Annotated in this window: 20 protein-coding genes and 1 pseudogene; 15 read left to right on the top strand and 6 right to left on the bottom strand. The window is 71.6% G+C overall.

Going from position 1 to position 17,853, the window contains the following annotated elements:
• The first annotated feature begins 170 nt into the window (after positions 1-170).
• Complete coding sequence (boxB, locus tag ABEA43_RS47510; protein ID WP_345572690.1) at positions 171-1,649, top strand: benzoyl-CoA 2,3-epoxidase subunit BoxB; 1,479 nt, start codon at positions 171-173, stop codon at positions 1,647-1,649.
• Here boxB and ABEA43_RS47505 read toward each other — a convergent pair.
• The gene (locus tag ABEA43_RS47505) at positions 1,646-2,578 is read right to left on the bottom strand and encodes a PaaX family transcriptional regulator (protein WP_345572689.1); all 933 of its coding nucleotides are present in this window, start codon (positions 2,576-2,578) and stop codon (positions 1,646-1,648) included. The genes boxB and ABEA43_RS47505 overlap by 4 nt on opposite strands.
• 117 nt (positions 2,579-2,695) lie before the next feature.
• Between ABEA43_RS47505 and boxC the strand changes: the two genes are divergently transcribed.
• Genes boxC through ABEA43_RS47485 form a run of 4 tightly spaced genes read left to right on the top strand, consistent with a single transcriptional unit; the run spans position 2,696 to position 7,378 of the window.
• Positions 2,696-4,366 carry a 2,3-epoxybenzoyl-CoA dihydrolase gene (gene boxC / locus ABEA43_RS47500; protein ID WP_345572688.1) on the top strand — a complete coding sequence of 557 codons (1,671 nt, stop codon included), beginning with the start codon at positions 2,696-2,698 and terminating at the stop codon, positions 4,364-4,366.
• 2 nt (positions 4,367-4,368) lie between these two features.
• Positions 4,369-5,946, top strand: a complete 1,578-nt coding sequence (locus tag ABEA43_RS47495; RefSeq protein WP_345572687.1) for a benzoate-CoA ligase family protein — start codon at positions 4,369-4,371, stop codon at positions 5,944-5,946.
• 40 nt (positions 5,947-5,986) lie between these two features.
• Entirely contained in the window at positions 5,987-6,847 is an 861-nt protein-coding gene (locus ABEA43_RS47490) for an amidohydrolase family protein (RefSeq protein WP_345572686.1), read from the top strand.
• A gap of 3 nt (positions 6,848-6,850) precedes the next feature.
• The gene (locus ABEA43_RS47485) at positions 6,851-7,378 is read left to right on the top strand and encodes a gamma carbonic anhydrase family protein (protein ID WP_345572685.1); all 528 of its coding nucleotides are present in this window, start codon (positions 6,851-6,853) and stop codon (positions 7,376-7,378) included.
• Positions 7,379-7,452: 74 nt separating this feature from the next.
• Here ABEA43_RS47485 and ABEA43_RS47480 read toward each other — a convergent pair whose 3' ends face one another.
• A complete protein-coding gene (locus tag ABEA43_RS47480) occupies positions 7,453-8,031 on the bottom strand; it encodes a PadR family transcriptional regulator (RefSeq protein ID WP_345572684.1) in 579 nt (192 codons plus the stop codon).
• Positions 8,032-8,132: 101 nt separating this feature from the next.
• On the opposite strand from ABEA43_RS47480, the gene ABEA43_RS47475 reads away from it, so the two are divergent.
• From ABEA43_RS47475 to ABEA43_RS68345, 5 genes and pseudogenes are all read left to right on the top strand, one after another.
• Positions 8,133-8,777, top strand: coding sequence for a class II aldolase/adducin family protein (locus ABEA43_RS47475; protein WP_345572683.1), 645 nt, complete (start codon positions 8,133-8,135; stop codon positions 8,775-8,777).
• Positions 8,774-9,670: a VOC family protein gene (locus tag ABEA43_RS47470; RefSeq protein ID WP_345572682.1), complete on the top strand. Its 897-nt coding sequence runs from the start codon at positions 8,774-8,776 to the stop codon at positions 9,668-9,670. The genes ABEA43_RS47475 and ABEA43_RS47470 overlap by 4 nt, the downstream gene beginning before the upstream one ends.
• A 42-nt stretch (positions 9,671-9,712) precedes the next feature.
• Complete coding sequence (locus ABEA43_RS47465) at positions 9,713-9,913, top strand: tautomerase family protein (RefSeq protein ID WP_345572681.1); 201 nt, start codon at positions 9,713-9,715, stop codon at positions 9,911-9,913.
• 1 nt (position 9,914) lies between these two features.
• Complete coding sequence (locus tag ABEA43_RS47460) at positions 9,915-11,345, top strand: aldehyde dehydrogenase (RefSeq protein WP_345572680.1); 1,431 nt, start codon at positions 9,915-9,917, stop codon at positions 11,343-11,345.
• Positions 11,346-11,380: 35 nt separating this feature from the next.
• Positions 11,381-11,620, top strand: a pseudogene (locus tag ABEA43_RS68345) (alcohol dehydrogenase catalytic domain-containing protein); the annotation flags it as partial.
• Positions 11,621-11,931: 311 nt separating this feature from the next.
• Here ABEA43_RS68345 and ABEA43_RS47450 read toward each other — a convergent pair.
• The 4 genes from ABEA43_RS47450 to ABEA43_RS47435 all read right to left on the bottom strand — a co-directional run bounded on the left by ABEA43_RS47450 (position 11,932) and on the right by ABEA43_RS47435 (position 13,626).
• Entirely contained in the window at positions 11,932-12,408 is a 477-nt protein-coding gene (locus ABEA43_RS47450) for a potassium channel family protein (protein WP_345572678.1), read from the bottom strand.
• Positions 12,409-12,557: 149 nt separating this feature from the next.
• Complete coding sequence (locus tag ABEA43_RS47445) at positions 12,558-12,959, bottom strand: VOC family protein (protein WP_345572677.1); 402 nt, start codon at positions 12,957-12,959, stop codon at positions 12,558-12,560.
• Positions 12,960-13,054: 95 nt separating this feature from the next.
• On the bottom strand, positions 13,055-13,297 hold the full coding sequence (locus ABEA43_RS47440; protein WP_345572676.1) for a DUF2188 domain-containing protein: 243 nt from the start codon (positions 13,295-13,297) through the stop codon (positions 13,055-13,057).
• A 56-nt stretch (positions 13,298-13,353) separates the two neighbouring features.
• On the bottom strand, positions 13,354-13,626 hold the full coding sequence (locus tag ABEA43_RS47435) for an SDR family NAD(P)-dependent oxidoreductase (RefSeq protein ID WP_345572675.1): 273 nt from the start codon (positions 13,624-13,626) through the stop codon (positions 13,354-13,356).
• Positions 13,627-13,786: 160 nt separating this feature from the next.
• Between ABEA43_RS47435 and ABEA43_RS47430 the strand changes: the two genes are divergently transcribed.
• The 5 genes from ABEA43_RS47430 to ABEA43_RS47410 all read left to right on the top strand — a co-directional run bounded on the left by ABEA43_RS47430 (position 13,787) and on the right by ABEA43_RS47410 (position 17,761).
• A complete protein-coding gene (locus ABEA43_RS47430; protein WP_345572674.1) occupies positions 13,787-14,473 on the top strand; it encodes a class I SAM-dependent methyltransferase in 687 nt (228 codons plus the stop codon).
• 18 nt (positions 14,474-14,491) lie between these two features.
• Positions 14,492-15,454: an NAD(P)H-dependent flavin oxidoreductase gene (locus ABEA43_RS47425; protein WP_345572673.1), complete on the top strand. Its 963-nt coding sequence runs from the start codon at positions 14,492-14,494 to the stop codon at positions 15,452-15,454.
• Between the two features lie 59 nt (positions 15,455-15,513).
• Positions 15,514-16,440 (top strand): hypothetical protein, encoded by a 927-nt coding sequence (locus ABEA43_RS47420; protein ID WP_345572672.1) that lies wholly within the window; start codon positions 15,514-15,516, stop codon positions 16,438-16,440.
• A gap of 125 nt (positions 16,441-16,565) precedes the next feature.
• Positions 16,566-17,138 (top strand): RNA polymerase sigma factor, encoded by a 573-nt coding sequence (locus ABEA43_RS47415; RefSeq protein ID WP_345572671.1) that lies wholly within the window; start codon positions 16,566-16,568, stop codon positions 17,136-17,138.
• A complete protein-coding gene (locus tag ABEA43_RS47410) occupies positions 17,135-17,761 on the top strand; it encodes a hypothetical protein (protein ID WP_345572670.1) in 627 nt (208 codons plus the stop codon). The genes ABEA43_RS47415 and ABEA43_RS47410 overlap by 4 nt, the downstream gene beginning before the upstream one ends.
• Positions 17,762-17,853: the final 92 nt, after the last annotated feature.

The raw sequence follows: 17,853 nt of genomic DNA, 5'->3' as shown, positions 1-17,853 counted from the left end.
GGTCAACAGCGAGCCCGGAGTTCTGCAGAGATCTGCTACATATCCCTTTCGCATCTTCATTTGGATGTGGCAAGTTGGAGAATGAGGAGAGCGGTCCACGCCCACAGGCGACGCACCGCCCCGCAGGGCGGCCAGGAAACGCTCGACACGATCAGCAGCGAGGAGCAGCCATGACCACCGACCCCCGTACCGGTGCCGCCCCCTCCCCCAGCGGCCCGCTCAGCCGGGTGGACTACAGCGAGCGCATCCCCAACAACGTCGACCTGGCCGGCGACCGCCGGCTGCAGCGCGCCCTCGAAGGCTGGCAGCCCAAGTTCCTGGACTGGTGGAAGCAGCTCGGCCCGGCCCTGCCGACCAAGGACGTCTACCTGCGCACCGCGATCGCCGTGGGCCGCGACGGGTGGGCGCACTTCGCCCACGTCCCCATGGACGAGTACCGCTGGGGCATCTTCCTGGCCGAGCGCGACCCCGACCGCAAGGTCGGCTTCGGCAAGCACAAGGGCGAGCCCGCCTGGCAGGAGGTGCCCGGCGAGCACCGGGCCGACCTCATGCGGCTCATCGTCGTGCAGGGCGACACCGAGCCCGCCTCGGTCGAGCAGCAGCGCGTCCTCGGCGACACCGCGCCGAGCATCTACGACCTGCGCAACCTCTTCCAGGTCAACGTGGAGGAAGGCCGCCATCTGTGGGCGATGGTGTACCTGCTGCACGCCTACTTCGGCAGGGAGGGCCGCGAGGAGGCCGAGCAACTGCTCAAGCGCAACTCCGGCGACCTCGACGCGCCGCGCATCCTCGGGGCCTTCAACGAGCAGACCACCGACTGGCTGCAGTTCTTCATGTTCACCTACTTCACCGACCGGGACGGCAAGTACCAGCTCGGCACCCTGAAGGAGTCGGCCTTCGACCCGCTGGCGCGCACCTGCGAGTTCATGCTCAAGGAGGAGGCCCACCACATGTTCGTGGGCACCACCGGCGTCGACCGGGTGGTGCAGCGCACCGCCGAGCTGATGCGGCGGCACGGCACCGCCGACGTCCTGCCGCACGGCGGCATCCCCCTGGACATCGTGCAGAAGTACCTGAACTTCCAGTACGCCGTGTCGATGGACCTGTTCGGCTCCGAGCAGTCCACGAACGCCGGCAACTACTTCACCTCAGGGCTGAAGGGCCGCTGGATGGAGACGCGGCGCAAGGACGACCACGTGCTGCTGGCGGGCACCCGCGAGCTGAACCACATCGAGGACGGCCGCATCACGTCCAAGACGGTCCCGATGCTCAGCGCGCTCAACCTCGACCTGCGCGACGAGTACGCGGCCGACTGCGCCAACGGCGTACGCCGCTGGAACCGGGCGCTGGAGGAGGCCGGCGTGGACGAGCGGCTGTACCTGCCGCACGAGGGCTTCAACCGCAGGGTCGGCGTGTACGCCGGCCACCACGTCACCCCGCAGGGCGAGGTCGTGGACGAGGCCGCCTGGCAGGCCCGCGCCACCGGATGGCTGCCCACCCCCGAGGACCGCGCGCAGGTCGCCTCCCTGATGATCCCCGAGTACGAGTACGGCAAGTTCGCCGGCTGGATCGCCCCGCCGAAGACCGGCATCAACGACCAGCCGGTCGAGTTCGACTATGTGCACCTGGCCGACGAAGGGCTCCTCTAGTGCCGTGTGGCGGCCTCCTCCTCCATCCTGTCCCACTCGGCCTGGGCGCGCCGATGCCACCGGCTGTGCAGGTCATGGAAGACGGACGCCGCCCGGGGGCCCGGCCAGTCGTGGTCGAGCAGCTCGGCCGGCAGGTCGGGATCGAGGAACGGGAAGTGCCGCCACTCCTGGATCATCAGGACCTGGTGGACGAACGCCTCCCGGTCCGAGCCCGCCGCCCGGCCGTCGAAGCCGTCGATGAAGCCGACGTAGCGTTTCTCGACGTCGTCGAGATCCCATGCGGCGTTGATCAGCTTGGCGGTGTCACCGATCTCCGCCGAAGGACCGGTCCAGGCGTAGGCCCGGTCGGTGAGGTCGAGCTCGCGGATGACCTCGCGGACGGCGGCCTCCTTCGAGGCGTCGGGGATGACCCAGAGCGCGGGCGCGGGCGAGCCGAGCCCGAGCCAGGTGAGCTTGGTGCGCAGGCGGTGACGCAGCCGCCGCTGGCTCTCCGGCACGCCGGCCGTGAGGACGAGCCAGCGCCCGTCCCAGGTGTGGGGGCCGCGCATGAAGCCGTAGATGCGCTCGGTCCCCTCGCGCAGCAGCCGGTCACCGGCCTCGGTCAGGTTCCAGCGCACCTTGCGGCCATGGCGTACGGACTCCAGCAGCCCCTCGGCGGCGGAGCGGGACAGCGCCTGGCGGGCGGACTTCTCCTCCACGCCGAGCGCGCCCAGCGCGTCGATCAGGCTGCCCGTCCAGGCCTCGCCCCCGCGCGGGAGCACGAACTCGCCCAGCACCGTCAGCAGCATCGAGCGGGCGCTGGCCGAGGTCTTCTCACGCTGGCGTGCCGCCGGCTCGATGTCTGGGCCCGGGGCCACGTCGCCCTCCCGTTCTTCGACGCTCTGATGACGCGCATTCTGCCAGGCCGGGAACGCCTTCACGAAAACCATCGGGGCGCCCCCTTCCCTGAAGTCGCAGCTACCGCATTAAATACTACGAACTATTGACGTCTCTTCTCAGATTCGTCGAATATTGAGACAGAACTCTCTCGTTCAACGGAGCACGCATTGACTGCCACCGACGAAACCCCGCCGATAGTCCGCTTCGCGACCGCACCGGACCGCTACCGCCACTGGACGCTGGAGGTGGACGGCGCGGTGGCCACCGTCACGCTGCGCGTGGACGAGCACGGCGGCCTCGTCCCCGGCTACGAGCTCAAGATGAACTCCTACGACCTCGGCGTCGACATCGAGCTGTACGACCTCGTCCAGCGGCTCCGCTTCGAGCACCCGCAGGTCAAGGCGGTCGTGATGACCGGCGGCCTGGACCGGATGTTCTGCGCCGGCGCCAACATCCGCATGCTCGCCCAGTCCTCGCACGCCTGGAAGGTGAACTTCTGCAAGTTCACCAACGAGACCAGGGGCGGCATCGAGGACGCCACCGAGCACTCCGGCCAGACCTGGATCGCCGCGCTCAACGGCACCGCCGCCGGCGGCGGCTACGAGCTGGCGCTGGCCTGCGACCAGATCGTCCTGGTCGACGACGGCTCCTCGGCCGTCTCCCTGCCCGAGGTGCCGCTGCTCGGCGTGCTGCCGGGCACCGGCGGCCTGACCCGCGTCGTGGACAAGCGGCATGTGCGCAAGGACCGGGCCGACCTGTTCGCCACCAAGTCCGAGGGCTTCCGCGGCGGCACGGCGGTCGAGTGGGGGCTCGTGGACGCGTCCGTCCCGCGCAACGCCCTGGCCGGGGAGGTCGCCAGGCGAGCGGAGCAGGCGGCGCGGACCTCCCGGCGGCCCTCCGACGCGGCGGGCGTGCCCCTGACGCCGCTCGACCGCAAGGACGACGGCGACACCATCGTCTACCCGTACGTGTCCGCCCGGCTCGACCGGGCGAACCACCGGGTCGAGATCACAGTGTCCGGCCCGCACGACGCCCCGCCCGGCAGCCCCGCCGGCCAGGGAGCCGGCTACTGGCCCCTCGCCATGACGCGGGCGCTGGACGACCTGATCCTCCACCTGCGTACCAACGAGCTCGGCCTCGGCATCTGGGTCGTGCGCGCCGTGGGCGACCCCGAGCGGGTGCTGGCCTACGACACCCAGCTCCACACGATGGACGACTGGTTCGCCAACGAGGTGCGCCACTACTACAAGCGCACGCTCAAACGGCTCGACGTCACCAGCCGCAGCATCATCGCCGTCATCGAGCCGGGCACCGCCTTCGCCGGGCTACTGGCCGAGCTGGCCCTGGCCGCCGACCGGCAGTACATGCTGGAGGGCGTCTACGAGGACCGCGACGACGACGCCGTCCCCGCCGCAGTCGTCGTCAGCCCGTCCAACGACGGCGACTACCCGATGGGCAACGGCCTGTCCCGGCTGGCCTCCCGCTTCTGGGGCAAGGACGAGGACCTGGCCGCCGTCCGCGCCAGGTTCGGCGAGCCGCTGGACGCGGCCGCCGCGACGGAGGCCGGCCTGGTCACCATGGCCCTGGACGACATCGACTTCGAGGAGGAGCTGCGCATCGTCCTGGAGGAACGCGCCTCGCTGTCGCCGGACGCGCTGACCGGCATGGAGGCCAACCACCGCTTCGTCGGCCCGGAGACCCTGGAGACCAAGATCTTCGGCCGGCTCACCGCCTGGCAGAACTGGATCTTCATCCGGCCGAACGCCTCCGGCCCCGACGGCGCGCTGCGCCGCTACGGCACCGGCCGCAAGGGCGACTACGACCGTGAGCGGGTGTGAGCATGAGCGGTCCAGAGTTCAACGCCGGGGTCTGGCTCGCCCATCGCCACGTGCGCGAAGGCCGCGGCGACCGGGTCGCGGTACGCGCGGGGACGACCCTCACCTACGCCGCGCTGTCGGAGCTCGTCGGCGTGCTCACCGCGGGCCTGCGCGGGCTGGGCCTGCGGCGTGACGACCGGGTGCTGTTCGTCACCAACGACGACGTGCCCATGTTCAGCGGCATCCTCGCGGCCTTCTGCGCCGGGTTCGTCGCCGTGCCGGTCTCCACCATGCTGAGCGCGAAGGAGCTCGGCACGATCATCGCCGACTCCGGCGCCTGCGCGGTGGTGGCGAGCCCCGAATACGGCCTTCAGCTCCAGGAGGCGCTCACCATGGCGCCCGAGGTGCGGCACCTGGTGTCCGACGGTCCCGCGCCGCTGCCCGCCCCCGCCGGCATCACCTCGCTGACCTGGCAGGACCTCCTCACGCAGGGCGAGCGGGCGCCGTACGCGCTGCGCGAGCCCGCCGCCACGGCGGAGGACTCCTGGGCGCTGTGGCTCTACACCTCGGGCACCACCGGCGTCCCCAAGGGCGCCATGCACCGCCACGCCAACATCCGGCACGTGTGCGAGACCTACGGCGACCAGGTGCTCGGCATCCGGCCCGGCGACGTCTGCTTCTCCATCGCCAAGCTCTTCTTCGCCTACGGCATCGGCAACTCGATGTTCTTCCCCCTGTCGGCGGGCGCGGCGACGGTGCTGGAGCCGCGCCGTCCCACCCCCGCCGTGACCGCCGCGCGCCTGGCCGCCGACCGGCCGACGTTGTTCTTCGGCGTCCCCACCTTCTACGCCGCCCTGCTCGCCGCCGGCCTGCCCGAGGACTCCTTCGCCTCGGTACGGCTGGGCGCCTCGGCGGGAGAGGCCCTGCCCGCGCCGCTCCAGGAGCGGTTCACCCAGCGCTTCGGCGTCGAGGTCATCGACGGCATCGGCTCCACCGAGGCGCTGCACATCTTCCTGTCCAACAAGCCCGGCGAGGTGCGCCCCGGCACCACGGGCCGGCCGGTCCCCGGCTACGACATCGAGCTGCGCGACGTGGCGGGAGCCTGCGTGCCCGACGGGCAGCCCGGATCCCTGCACGTACGGGGAGCGTCCATCGCCCTGGGCTACTGGCGGCGGACCGACGCCAGCCGCGCGGTGTTCGCCGGCGAGTGGCTCAACACCGGCGACACCTACGTCCGCTCCCCCGACGGCTACTACACCTGCCTGGGCCGGAGCAACGACCTGCTCAAGGCGGGCGGCATCTGGGTCTCGCCGGTGGAGGTCGAGAGCCGCCTGCTGGAGCATCCGCAGGTCGAGGAGGCCGCCGTGGTGGGCCTGGCCGACGAGCACGGGCTCGACAAGCCGGTCGCGTGCGTCGTCGTCCAGGGCGGCGTCACCGCCGAGGAGCTCGTCCAGTGGTGCCGCGACGGTCTGGCCGCCTTCAAGCGCCCCCGCCAGGTGATCTTCCTCGACCAGCTGCCCAAGACCGCGACCGGCAAGATCCAGCGCTTCAAGGTACGCGCGATCGTCGCGGACCTCTCGGGCGAAGGGCTGCCCGCATGATCGTGTTCGGCCACCCCATGGTCGCGGGCAGGTGAGGGACATGCTCGACGACATGCCCCTCATCGACGCGCACGTCCACGTGCCGCTGCTCGGCACGCTCAAGCCCGCCTGGCTGCGCTGGGCCCGCGACTTCGGCCAGGACGGCGTGCTGGAGGACGTCTGGGACGCCGCGGGCCGGCCCCGCCCGGACCGGCTGGACGCGCTGTTCGCCGCCCAGGGCGTGGACGTCGCGCTGCTGTTCTGCGAGTACAGCCCGAAGGCGACCGGCACGCAGGCGTTCGAGGACCTGCTGCCGATCGTCGAGCACAACCCGGCCAGGTTCCGGCCGGTCGCCAACGTCAACCCGCACCTGCACTTCCCCCTCGCCGCCGAGGTGCGCCGCCAGCTCGACGCGGGCGCGGCGGCGCTCAAGCTGCACCCCGTGCACGGCGGCTTCCGCTGCGACGACCGCGCCCTCTACCCGGCCTACCACGTGCTGGAGGAGCGCGGCGTCCCGCTCGTCGTGCACTGCGGCACGAGCTCCTTCCCCGGCTCGGCCAACGAGAACGCCGACCCGGTCTACCTCATCCCGGTCGTGCGCGACTTCCCCGGCCTGAACGTGGTGCTCGCCCACGGCGGGCGCGGCTGGTGGTACGACGCCGCCGCCTTCCTCGCCCTGTCCAGCGACACCGTCTGGCTGGAGCTGTCCGGCCTGCCGCCCAAGCGGCTGCCCGAGTACTACGCCCGCTTCGACCTGGCCCGCCTGGCCCGGAAATGGATCTTCGGCACCGACTGGCCCGGTGTCCCCGGCACCGCCGCCAACGCCCGCGCCGTCGCCGAGCTGCTGCCGGACGACGTCGCCGGAGCCGTGCTCGCCGGGAACGCCATGAAGGTGTACGCGGGCCTGTCCCGGGAAAGGTGAGCCATGCCCGTCTACGCCCTCGGTGACCAGGTGCCGGCGATCCACCCGGACGCCTACGTCCATCCGGACGCGGTCGTCATCGGCAGCGTCGTCATCGGCGCCGAGTCCTCGGTCTGGCCGGCCGCCGTCCTGCGCGGCGACTTCGGCCGCATCGAGGTCGGCGAGCGCACCTCCATCCAGGACGGCACGGTCGTCCACACCACCGAGCGGTGGCCCACCCTGATCGGCGGTGACTGCGTCGTCGGCCACAACGCCCACCTCGAAGGCTGCACCGTCGAGGACCGCTGCCTCATCGGCTCCGGCTCGGTGGTGCTCAACCGCGCCGTCGTCCGCACGGAGTCGGTGGTCGGCGCGCAGGCGCTCGTCCCCGAAGGGCTGGAGGTCCCGCGCGGCCACCTGGCCCTCGGCGTCCCCGCCTGCCTCAGGCCGATCGACGGCACCGCGCACAGCGACTGGATCGGCTACGGCGTGGCCGAATACCTGACGAACGCCAAGCGCTACCGCCACGAACTGCGCAGACTCGACGGGTGACAGTAACGCTACGTATCAGTTGCGTTGAGCATTAGATCTGTAGAATAAAATCTACAGACAGGGCGCGCGGCCGGTCAGGTGCTTTCGGCGAGCAGCCGCAGGCCTTCGCGGGCCCAGTCGGCGCGGGCCTGGGCGACGGCGATCTGCCCGGCGAAGACGTGCGCCTTCAGCTTGGCGATCCGGTCGTGCTCGGCCGGCGGCCGGCTCTTCAGCCGCTCCTTGAGCAGGTCGGTGTCCTTGGCGAGCAGCGCTTCCCGGTGGGCGCGCCATTCGGCGATCAGCTGCTCCTGCTCGGCGATGTGGGTCTTCAGCACCGCGGCCGCCTGATCCGGATCGATCATGTCGAAGAAGAGCGCCTGCAGGAAGAACGCGTCCCTCGCCGGCGCCGCGGCGTGGTCGGCGCTCAGCCAGGTGCGCAGCTCGCCGAGCCCGCGCTCGGTGATCGAATAGACCATCCGCCTCAGCTTGGTGCCGCGGATCTCCTGCCGGCCCTCGATGAGCCCGGCCTGCTCCATCTGCCGGAGCGCCGGATAGATCTGGCTGTGCGGCGCGGACCACACCCAGCGCGGGGCCGCCTCGAAGAAGCGGGTCAGCTCGTACCCGTTCATCGGGCGCGCCTCCAGGACGCCGAGCAGTGCGTGCTGAAGCGACATGCGTTCAGCATAGGGAGACGCACGGCTCCCCTAGAACATGTATGGAGATACATGTATCGTCCTGCCTGTCTTACGGGCGTACCGGCAAGGGAGGTTGCGGCGTGAACGCAGAGCTGGCGGACGCGGGGCGAGCGCTGGCGGCGGCCGGGCTGGTCACCGCGTTCGGGCACGTGTCGGTGCGGACGGCGGGCGACCTGCTGCTCATGACGCCGCCGGTGCCGCTGGGGACGCTCCGCGCGGGCACCCGGTGCGCCGAGGTCCCGCTGGACGCGACCGACCTGCCGCCGGGCACGCCGCGCGAGGCGTGGATCCACGTGGAGATCGCCCGCGCCCGGCCCGGCGTGGGCGCGATCTGCCGGGCGCAGCCGCCCACCGCCACGGCCCTGGCCTCGGCCGGGGTGCCGATCGTGCCGCTGCACGGGCAGGGCGCGTTCCTCGGGCCGGAGGTTCCCGTCCTCGGCGACGCCGTGCTGGTGCGCGACCGCGCGCGCGGGCGGGCGCTGGCCGAGCGCCTGGGTGACGCCCCCGCCCTGATCATGCGGGGCAACGGCGCGGTGACCGTCGGCGCGACGGTCGGTGAGGCCGTCGCCCTCATGTGGGTGCTGGAGGCCTCCGCCCGCATGAACGCCACCGGCGCCGCTGCCGGCACCCCCGTCCCCATCACACCCGCCGAGCAGGAAGCATGGCGGGCCGTGCGGTCCGAGCTGTGCGGCCGCATCTGGTCCTATCTCCGGGAGCTTTCATGATCGAGTTAACCGACATCGCCTACGTCCGCTCGGGCGCCGCCGACCTGGACACCGCCGTGCGGTTCGCCGTGGACGTCGTCGGCATGGAGCTGACCGCCCAGGAGGACGGCGTCGCCTACCTGCGCGCGGACCCGCGCCACCACTGCCTGGCCCTGGTCGAGGGCGAGTCCGGGGTGATCAGCTCCGGCTTCACGCTGCGCGACGAGGACGCGCTGGCCGACGCCGAGACCGAGCTGGAGAAGGCCGGTGTCACCGTCGCCAGGGGCGACGCGGCGGCCGCCCGCTCGCGCCGGGTCCGGGACTTCCTGTCCTTCGACGACCCGTTCGGCAACCGCATCGAGCTGGTGATCGACCAGGTCACGCTGACCGCGCCGGTGCGCTACGGACGCGAGGCCGGCATCACCGAGTTCGGCCACCTGTGCCTGGACGCACCCGACGTGCGCGAGGCGTATCGCTTCTGGAACGGCCACTTCAACGCCCGCGTCTCCGACTGGATCGGCGACTGGGCCTGCCTCATGCGCATCGACCCGGTCCACCACAAGCTGGCCGTCTTCCAGGGCAGCCAGCCCGGCCTGTGCCACATCAACTTCCAGGTCGGCTCGCTCGACGACGTGATGCGCAACTGGCACTTCCTGGAGGCGAACGGCGTCGAGATCGAGATGGGCCCCGGCCGTCATCCGCAGTCCACGGCCGTCTTCGTCTACTTCAAGGGCCCCGAGGGCATCACGTACGAGTACTCCTGGGGCGTGCGGCTCATCACCGACGAGGACGCCTGGCGGCCCCGCTACTTCGATCCCGCCGAGATCGGCTCCATCGACATGTGGCAGGGGCCGACACGCCGCGTCCACACCCAGCCCCAGATCCGCCGCCCGCTCGGGAGCACAGGAAAGTGATCGAGACCATGAGTGAACTCAGCTCCCCGGCGGGGGTGTGACATGCCGCTGGTCGAGGTGACGCTGTCCGCAGGCCGTGATCCGGCCGCGATCCGGGCGCTCATCCACGAGGTGCACGCCGCCGTCGAGCGGTCGATCGGCTCGCCGGCCCAGAGCATCCGGGTGATCGTACGCGAGGTGCCGCGCACGCACTGGGCGGCAGGCGACGAGACGCTCGCCGAACGAGACTCCCGAGGAGGGTGACATGGAGTTCTTCGGACACGTGATCGACGGCGCGGAAGTGAAGTCCGCCGGCGGCGAGACGTTCGCCAGCGTCGATCCCTACACCCGCGAGCCGTGGGCCGAGGTCGCGCTCGGCGGCACGGCCGAGGTGGACCTGGCCGTGACGGCGGCCCGGCGCGCCTTCGACGAGGGCCCTTGGCCACGCATGGGCCGCGCGGAACGCGGGCGGCTGCTGCACCGCCTGGCCGACCTCATCCTCGCCAACGCCGACCTGCTCGGCCTGGCCGACACCCGCGACATGGGCAAGCCGATCACCCAGAGCCGTGGCAACGACGTGCCCCGCGCCGCCGACAACTTCCGCTTCTTCGCCGACCACGCCCGCCTGACACCCGCCGAGACCCTGCCCATGGACTCCGGCCACCACGCCTACACCCGCTACGACCCCGTGGGCGTGGCCGCCGCCGTCGCGCCGTGGAACTTCCCGCTCATGCTGGAGACTTGGAAGATCGCACCCGCGCTGGCCTGGGGCAACACGGTCGTGCTCAAACCCGCCGAAGACACCCCCGCCTCCGCCACCATCCTCGCCCGGCTGGCGCTGGAGGCGGGCCTGCCGCCCGGCGTGCTCAACGTCGTCCACGGGTACGGCCCGGACTCCGCCGGCCAGGCGCTCACCGAGCACCCCGGCATCGACCGCATCACCTTCACCGGCGAGTCCGCGACCGGCCGGGTCATCTCGGCCGCCGCCGCCCGGCATCTGGTGCCGGTCAGCCTGGAGCTCGGCGGCAAGGGCGCCAACGCCGTCTTCGCCGACGCCGACCTCGGCAACGCCGTGAGCTGGTCCATCAGGGCGATCTTCACCAACGCCGGCCAGGTCTGCCTGGCCGGTTCGCGCCTGTACGTCCAGCGCCCGATCTTCGAGGAGTTCCTGGCCCGCTTCACCGCCGCGGCGGAGGCCATGCGCCTGGGCGACCCCAAGCTGGAGAGCACCGAGCTCGGCCCGCTGGCGTCGGAGACCCATCACCGCAAAGTCCGCGGCTACGTCGAGTCCGTCGCCGACGAGGGCGGCACCGTCCATTCCGGCGGTCTGGGCGACGGCTGGTTCGTCCGCCCCACGGTCATCACCGGCATGCCCGCCACCGGCCGCCACCAGCGCGAGGAGATCTTCGGCCCGGTCGTCACGGTCACCCCGTTCGACACCGAGGACGAGGTCGTGGCCCTGATGAACGGCACCCGCTACGGCCTCAACGCCATGCTGTTCACCGAGAACCTGTCCCGCGCCCACCGCGTCTCCGCCCGCCTGCGCGCCGGAACGGTCTGGGTGAACTGCTTCTTCATCCGCGACCTGCGCGCCCCCTTCGGCGGGGCCGGCGACTCGGGCGTCGGCCGCGAGGGCGGCACGTTCAGCCGCGAGTTCTTCACCGAGCCGAAAGCCGTCGTCATGCAGATCAGCTGACCCCGGGGATCTTGAAGCAGGCGACGAGTGAGTACATGCGGGCCGTCGTGCTCCGCGAGCCCGGTCCGGTCGAGAACCTGGAGCTGGCCGAGCGGCCCCTGCCGCGCCCCAAGCCCGGCTGGGGCCGCGTCCGGGTCGAGGCATTCGGCCTCAACCGGTCCGAGCTGCACACCCGCATCGGCCTCGCCGAGGGGATGACGTTCCCGCGTGTGCCCGGCATCGAGGCCGCGGGGGTGGTCGACGCCGTGGCGCCCGGCGGCACCCTGCGGCCGGGGCAGCAGGTGGCGTCCATGGCCGCCGTGCGGGAGGCGCTGGAGCCGGTGGTCATCGACTGGGTGAGGCCGGCGGCGACGTCGGCCAGGCCGAAGGCGCGGAGCTCCCGGTTGGCGTCCAGGGGATAGCCCCGCTCCTCGGCGTGGCGACGCGGTGAGGAGGCCGACCACCGGTGGCAGGCCGGCGATCTGGGCGTAGCCGATGTTCAGCGGGATCGCCAGGCTTCCCCGTTCGCTGCGTGCCCCAGCAGAATGGCCACAAGGCGCTACATAGGGAGATTCAGCGGTCGGATGGCGTCACCTTGACAAAGGCCTCACGACTTCCCGGGGCGCCGCATGCCGCCGACGACGATCGTCAAGGCCGAGGTCACGATGATCAGGTCGAAGACCACTTGGACCATGACCGCGACCCTGGCCCCCTGCCCGATGGGGACGATGTCGCCGTACCCGAGCGTGCCCAGCGTCGTCACCGAGAAGTACAGCGCGTCCAGCCGCGTACGGAGGCCGGCGAACTGATCGGCTATCAGGAAGTAGGTCGCCGCGAAGAAGACCACCACGAGGCTGACGATGATCAGCAGGACTTCCAGCCGCTCCGCGAAGAGCCGTTCGGGCTGCAGCGCACGCCTGACCTGACGCGTGAGCAGCCAGGTCAGGACGACCAGCCCCGCCAGGCACACGGCGGCACGCAGTCCGGGCTGGTCGGCTTCCGAACGTGCCCAGGGCATCGGCGCGACGAAGTAGAGGCCGATGATCACGACGATGGCGCCGGCCGTCCTCAGCCATGCCAGCATGCCGGTCCGGGAAGGGCACATGCGATCAGCGTTCCTCAAGCATCTCGCACCCAGCGCGGGCGACGGTCTGCGATCGACCAAGAGTGAACGAGAGGGCGTGTTACTCCCGGAACATAACACGCGTCACGGCAGGCCGCGCCGATCCCCGCTCAAAGGAAGAGACAGAAGGGATGCCCGTCGGGATCCAGCATCACCCGGACGTCGTCCTGCGGCTGAAGCCCGGCCAGGACCGCCCCGCAGGCCAGCGCCCACTCGACGGCTGCGGGCAGGTCGTCGACCTTGATGTCGAGATGCTGTGACGCGTTCTGCTTGCCCGGCTCGCTCGGCCACACCGGCCGGGCGTACGACCGCTCGTATTCGAAGCCGACGCCGGGACCGGGCTCGCCCCGCGGGGGCCGGATCTGCGCCCACCCCGCCTCCGCGGGCTCGCCCGGGCCCGGACCCTGCTCCTCCGTCACGGGCCAGGCGAGCAGTTGGGCGTAGAAACGGGCGAGCTCCCGCGGTTGCGACGTCCCGACCGTCACCGCGGTCAGTTGAAGACGGGGCGGCATCGTGACGGTTCCCTTCTGCCGAACGTGTCCACGCGGACCTGCCTGTCGAACTTCTGCGCGGCCTTCAGGCCCGTGTGCGGAATCACGGCCGCCCGTCAGCCTTTGGGCGGGTTGGGGTCGTTGCCCGGGGCGATGGTCCGCTGGTCGCGTACCTGACCGTCGGTGCCGTGGATGCGCAGCTCACCGCCACCGTCCCGGCTCAGCAGCTCACCGGCCCGCCGCACCGCGTCGGCCTGTGTGGGCGCCGTGTAGAGCGCGCGCTCGGCGCCGGGCTTGGTGACCGCCCAGCTGCCATCAGGCCGCTGTACGACGTCTCGGCTGTTCGCCTGGCCCGCCATGATCGATCCTTTCCTGGATGGCGTGAAAGCCCGTCGCCTACCCAGTCGTCGTTCGATCAGTCACGGGGATGCCAGGCCGCCGTGCCGTAGTCCCAGAGGCGGTCGGCGGCGGACGGGTCGAGCGACCAGGCGGCGACGCCGGCGGTCGCGTCCGGGCCGCCCCGCACCGCCTCGGCCTCCTGGTTGTCCGAGAAGAACCGGCCGGTCACACCGTCCAGCGGCGGGGACCCGGCGAGCAGCACCGAGGTCGCGGCGCCCTGCTCCGGAGTCTTGAAGAAGTCCGGGGTCAGGAGGTTCCCCTCGTCGTCCATCGCACCCAGCTCCCGCATGGTGGCATCGTCGACGTGCCGCTGCAGGTTGGTGTGGATGTAGCCGGGTTCGAGGGCGTTCGCGGTGATGCCGTCGGCCGCCCAGCGCCGGGCGGCGCCGGGTGACCGGCGCGTCCCCCCGCGACTACCGCCGCCGGAACGACGGCTGACAGGAGATCAGATGCCCGACCGTACCGACGCGCAGTCCTTCGACCGGATCGCCGAGCAGTACGAGCGATTGCACGAGCTTCGGGGCGGCGGTCCGGGGAGGTGGCTGCCGACGGTGCTGACCGCCGGCGGCGGGCGGGCACTGGACCTGGGCTGCGGCGCCGGGCGGCACGCGGTGGTCCTCGCGGAGCGGTTCGCGCACGTCGACGCCGTCGACCTCTCCGGCCCGATGATCGAGCTGGCGCGGGCCAGACGCGCCCGGGACAACATCAGCTACCGGCGGGCGGACCTTCTCAACGTCGAGGCGACGGACCGCTACGACTTCGTGCTCAGTGTCGCGACCCTGCACCACGTCCCGGACCTGCGGGCCGCCTTGCGCCACATCAAGTCGCTGATCGCACCGGGCGGGCGGGCCGTGCTCGCCGACACCGTCTCGCCGCGTCCCGCCAACCCCCGCTGGTGGCTCTATGGAGGCGAGGTACGCAGGCTTCTTCGCGATCTCGTACGGCGGGGCCCGGCGGAGGCGGGCGAGATCTTCCGGCTGTCCACCGGGGCGTGGCTGGACCACCGGGTCAGCGACCGCTACCTCAGCCGGGAGCAGTTCGAGCGGATCTACCGGGAGGTCTTCCCCACCGCCCGCTTCCAGGACGTGGGCCCGCATGTCATGATCTGGGACGCGGATCCACGTGCGCCGCGATAAGGGCCGATGATGGTGGTCATGGCGTTGTCGACGGCATTCACGAAGTATTTCGGTGTGCGGCACCCCATCGTGCTGGCGCCGATGGGCGGGTCGGCCGGCGGGGCGCTGGCGGCGGCGGTGTCTCGCGGCGGCGGGCTCGGGATGCTGGGCGGCGGCACCGGGGACCGGGAGTGGCTGGCCCGCGAGCTGCCGATCGTGGCCGAAGGCGCCGGAAAGGCGTGGGGGATCGGTTTCCAGTCCTGGGCGATCGACGTCGAGACCGTTGAGCTCGCGCTGGAGCACAGCCCCCGGGCGGTGATGTTGTCCTTCGGCGACCCGGGGCCGTTCGCCGAACGCGTCCGCCGGGCCGGTACGGCGCTGATCATCCAGGTCACCGACCTGGAGGAGGCTCGGCGGGCGGTGGACGTCGGAGCGGACGTCATCGTGGCGCAGGGCGCCGAAAGCGGCGGGCATGGCGCTCGGCGCGGGCGTTCGACGCTGCCGTTCGTGCCGGTCGTGGTGGACCTGGTGGCACCGGTGCCGGTGCTGGCGGCCGGCGGGATCGCCGATGGCCGCGGCGTGGCCGCCGTCCTGGCCCTGGGGGCGGCCGGGGCGCTCCTCGGCACCCGCTTCCAGGCCACGACCGAGGCTCTGGTGGCCCCCTCGGTCGCCGAGGCGATCATCGAGGGACGCGGCGAGGACACCGAACGCAGCCGGGTACTGGACATCGCCCGGGGCTCCCGGTGGCCGGCGCAGTACACCGCCCGCACCCTCGGCCACCCCTTCCTTGATCGATGGCGCGGCCGGGAAGCCGAGCTCGCCGCCGATCCCCGGGCCAAGCAGGACTACCAGGAGGGCGTGGCGCGCGGCGAGATCCCCGCGCTGCCGGTGTGGGCCGGCGAGGCCGTCGATCTCATCAACGACCTCCCCTCCGCGGCCGATCTCGTCGGAACGATCGCGGCGCAGGCGGAGGAGGCACTCGCCCGAGCGGGAAGGCACTGACCCGAGCGGGAAGGCCCTGACCCGAGCGGAAAGGCACTGACCCGCCCCCAAAGCGGCAAGTGAACCTGGAGATCAGCCAGCACGTCTACCGAAATATGCGGATATTCCCAGCCGCGGCGCTCCTCGTGCTGGCGGCGGCCTGCGGTTCCGCCCGAGCACCGGTCGCTGCCGACGAGTTCGCCCACCGCGCCCGCGCGGTCGCCGAACACTGGCAGAACTCACCGGAGCGCACAGCCTGGATCGAGGGATTCGTCCCGCTGCGGAACCTGACCATGGAGCTTGCCTGGGAACGTACGCCTCACTGGGTGGGCCGGAGCCTGATCAACAGCGCCTGGAAGCTGGAGACCGAGCTCCCGGCCGAGACGCCTGCCCCGGCCGAGCTGCGCTGGGCGGACGGAGGCACGCTGAGCGTGCCGGTCCTGGCGGCCACCGCCGCCTACGCGGGGCTCAGCAAGCCCAGGTCCTTCGCCGATGAGGAGTGCCCGGCCAAAGGCTGCCGGCGGCTACGGGTGATCGCGGTGGCGCGGGGCGAGGCCACGATGCCCAGCAGCCGGGGGGACGTGCGGGTGCCGACGTGGGAGTTCACCGTGAAGGATGTGCGGGAGCCGTTCCGGCGGGTCGCCGTGGCCCCGGCCGCGATGGGCGGGCCGCCGCAGCCGCTGGACGGCGGGGTCCAGTCGATGATCACGTACGAGGTCCGCGCGCCGGCCGAGCTCCGGGTGAGCTACCTGCACGGCACTTGTGACACGACGTACGGCTCGCGGGTCCACGAGACGCCGGAAGCGGTGGTCGTGGACGTCGACGTCCGCCGGGACGACGACGTGAAGTTCTGCAACGCGATGGGGAAGACCGATCAGATCGACATCACGCTGCGCGAGCCCCTGGGCCGCCGCGTGGTGCTGGACTCCGGCAGCGGGCTCCCCCTGCTGCCGCGCAGCCGCATCCGCCTGGTCGAGTTCCAGGGCTACGATCCGCGCCGCTCCTGACCGGCGGCGCCCCTGCCCCGGAAGGCCAGGCGGCGGGCGAGCAGCGGATGACGGAAGTCCGTGAAGCATTTCGGCTCGGCGCGGTAATTACAGATAACCGCATACGCCAAGAAAGGCCGACATGCATGACAAGTTCCCGCGAAGTCGTCGAGCTCGATGACGCGACCCTCATCGAGAGGTCGCTGAACGAGCCGGAGGTCTTCGCCGTCCTGTTCGACCGGCATGCGCCCCGGCTGCACCACTACGCCACCAGGCGGCTGGGACCGGGCGAGGCCGAGGACGTCGTCGCCGACACCTTTCTGACCGCCTTCCAGCGCCGGGGCGATTACGACAGGGGCCGCCCCGACGCATGCCCGTGGCTGTACGGGATCGCCTCCAACGTGATCGGCAAACGACGGCGCGCCGAGACGAGCCTCTATCGCGCCTACATCCGCAGCGGCGTGCACCCGGCGGAGATACCGGGCGGCCAGGTCGAGAACGGGGTCAACACCCTGGCCGTCAACCGGCCGCTGGCGCGGGCCCTGCTGAAGCTCACCCGGGCCGATCGCGACGTGCTGCTGCTCATCGCCTGGGCCGAGCTGAGCTACCAGGAGGTCGCCGACGCCCTCGCCATCCCGCTGGGCACCGTCGCCTCACGGCTCAACCGGGCCCGCGCCCAGATCCGTCAGACCCTGGACCAAGGAGAACGCGCGACATGACCATGGACGATCTCAAGACCATGTGGGCGAGCATCCCGCCGGCCACCCCGGAGGATCTCTCCGGGGCGCGACGGCGGCTGCTCGACGGGATGCACCCCCGGCGCCGCGTCGTCACGGTGCCCCGGCTGGCGATCGCGGCGGGCGTCGCGGCGGGCGTCGCCGCCACCGCCCTGGTCGCCGGCACCGGGACCTCGGCGTACGCGGTGTCCAAGAGCCCCGACGGCACGCTCACGGTGACCCTCAGCGAGCTGCGCGATCCCGAGGGCCTGGAGGCCGAGCTGGGCAAGGCGGGCATCAACGCCGACGTGACGTTCCTGGCACCGGGTACGCACTGCGTCGCCCCTCGATTCACCGGCGTGGACGAGTCCTACGGCGGGCCTCCCGTCGGCCCGGAAGAGCTGCGCAAGCAGGTGGCCAGGGCGCGTTCGTTCAAGGCCATCCGGGGGGGCCCGGGCGCGTTCCAGATCTTCCCGGAGTACATCAGGCCGCACGAGACGCTCGTGCTGGAGTTCAGCGACGGCGAGAACGCCGAGGTGCTCTGGCGCATGGGCTCCTGGCTGGCCAAGGCCGGCTCGCCCGTGAAACCGTGCGTCCCCGCCGCCCTCGGCGGCCTCGGCGGCTGAGCGTCAGCCGGCGCGGAGCGTGACGGGCACGCCCTCACTGCGGGGCCCGATGGAGGCGGGAACGGTGTCGCAACGCACCTCGACGCGCCCGT

It is taken from the genome of Nonomuraea rosea (assembly GCF_039539705.1).
GTDB classification, from domain to species: Bacteria; Actinomycetota; Actinomycetes; order Streptosporangiales; family Streptosporangiaceae; genus Nonomuraea; species Nonomuraea rosea.
The sequence above is the reverse complement of the archived record's forward strand: the minus strand, read 5'-3'. Positions and strand labels throughout refer to the sequence as shown.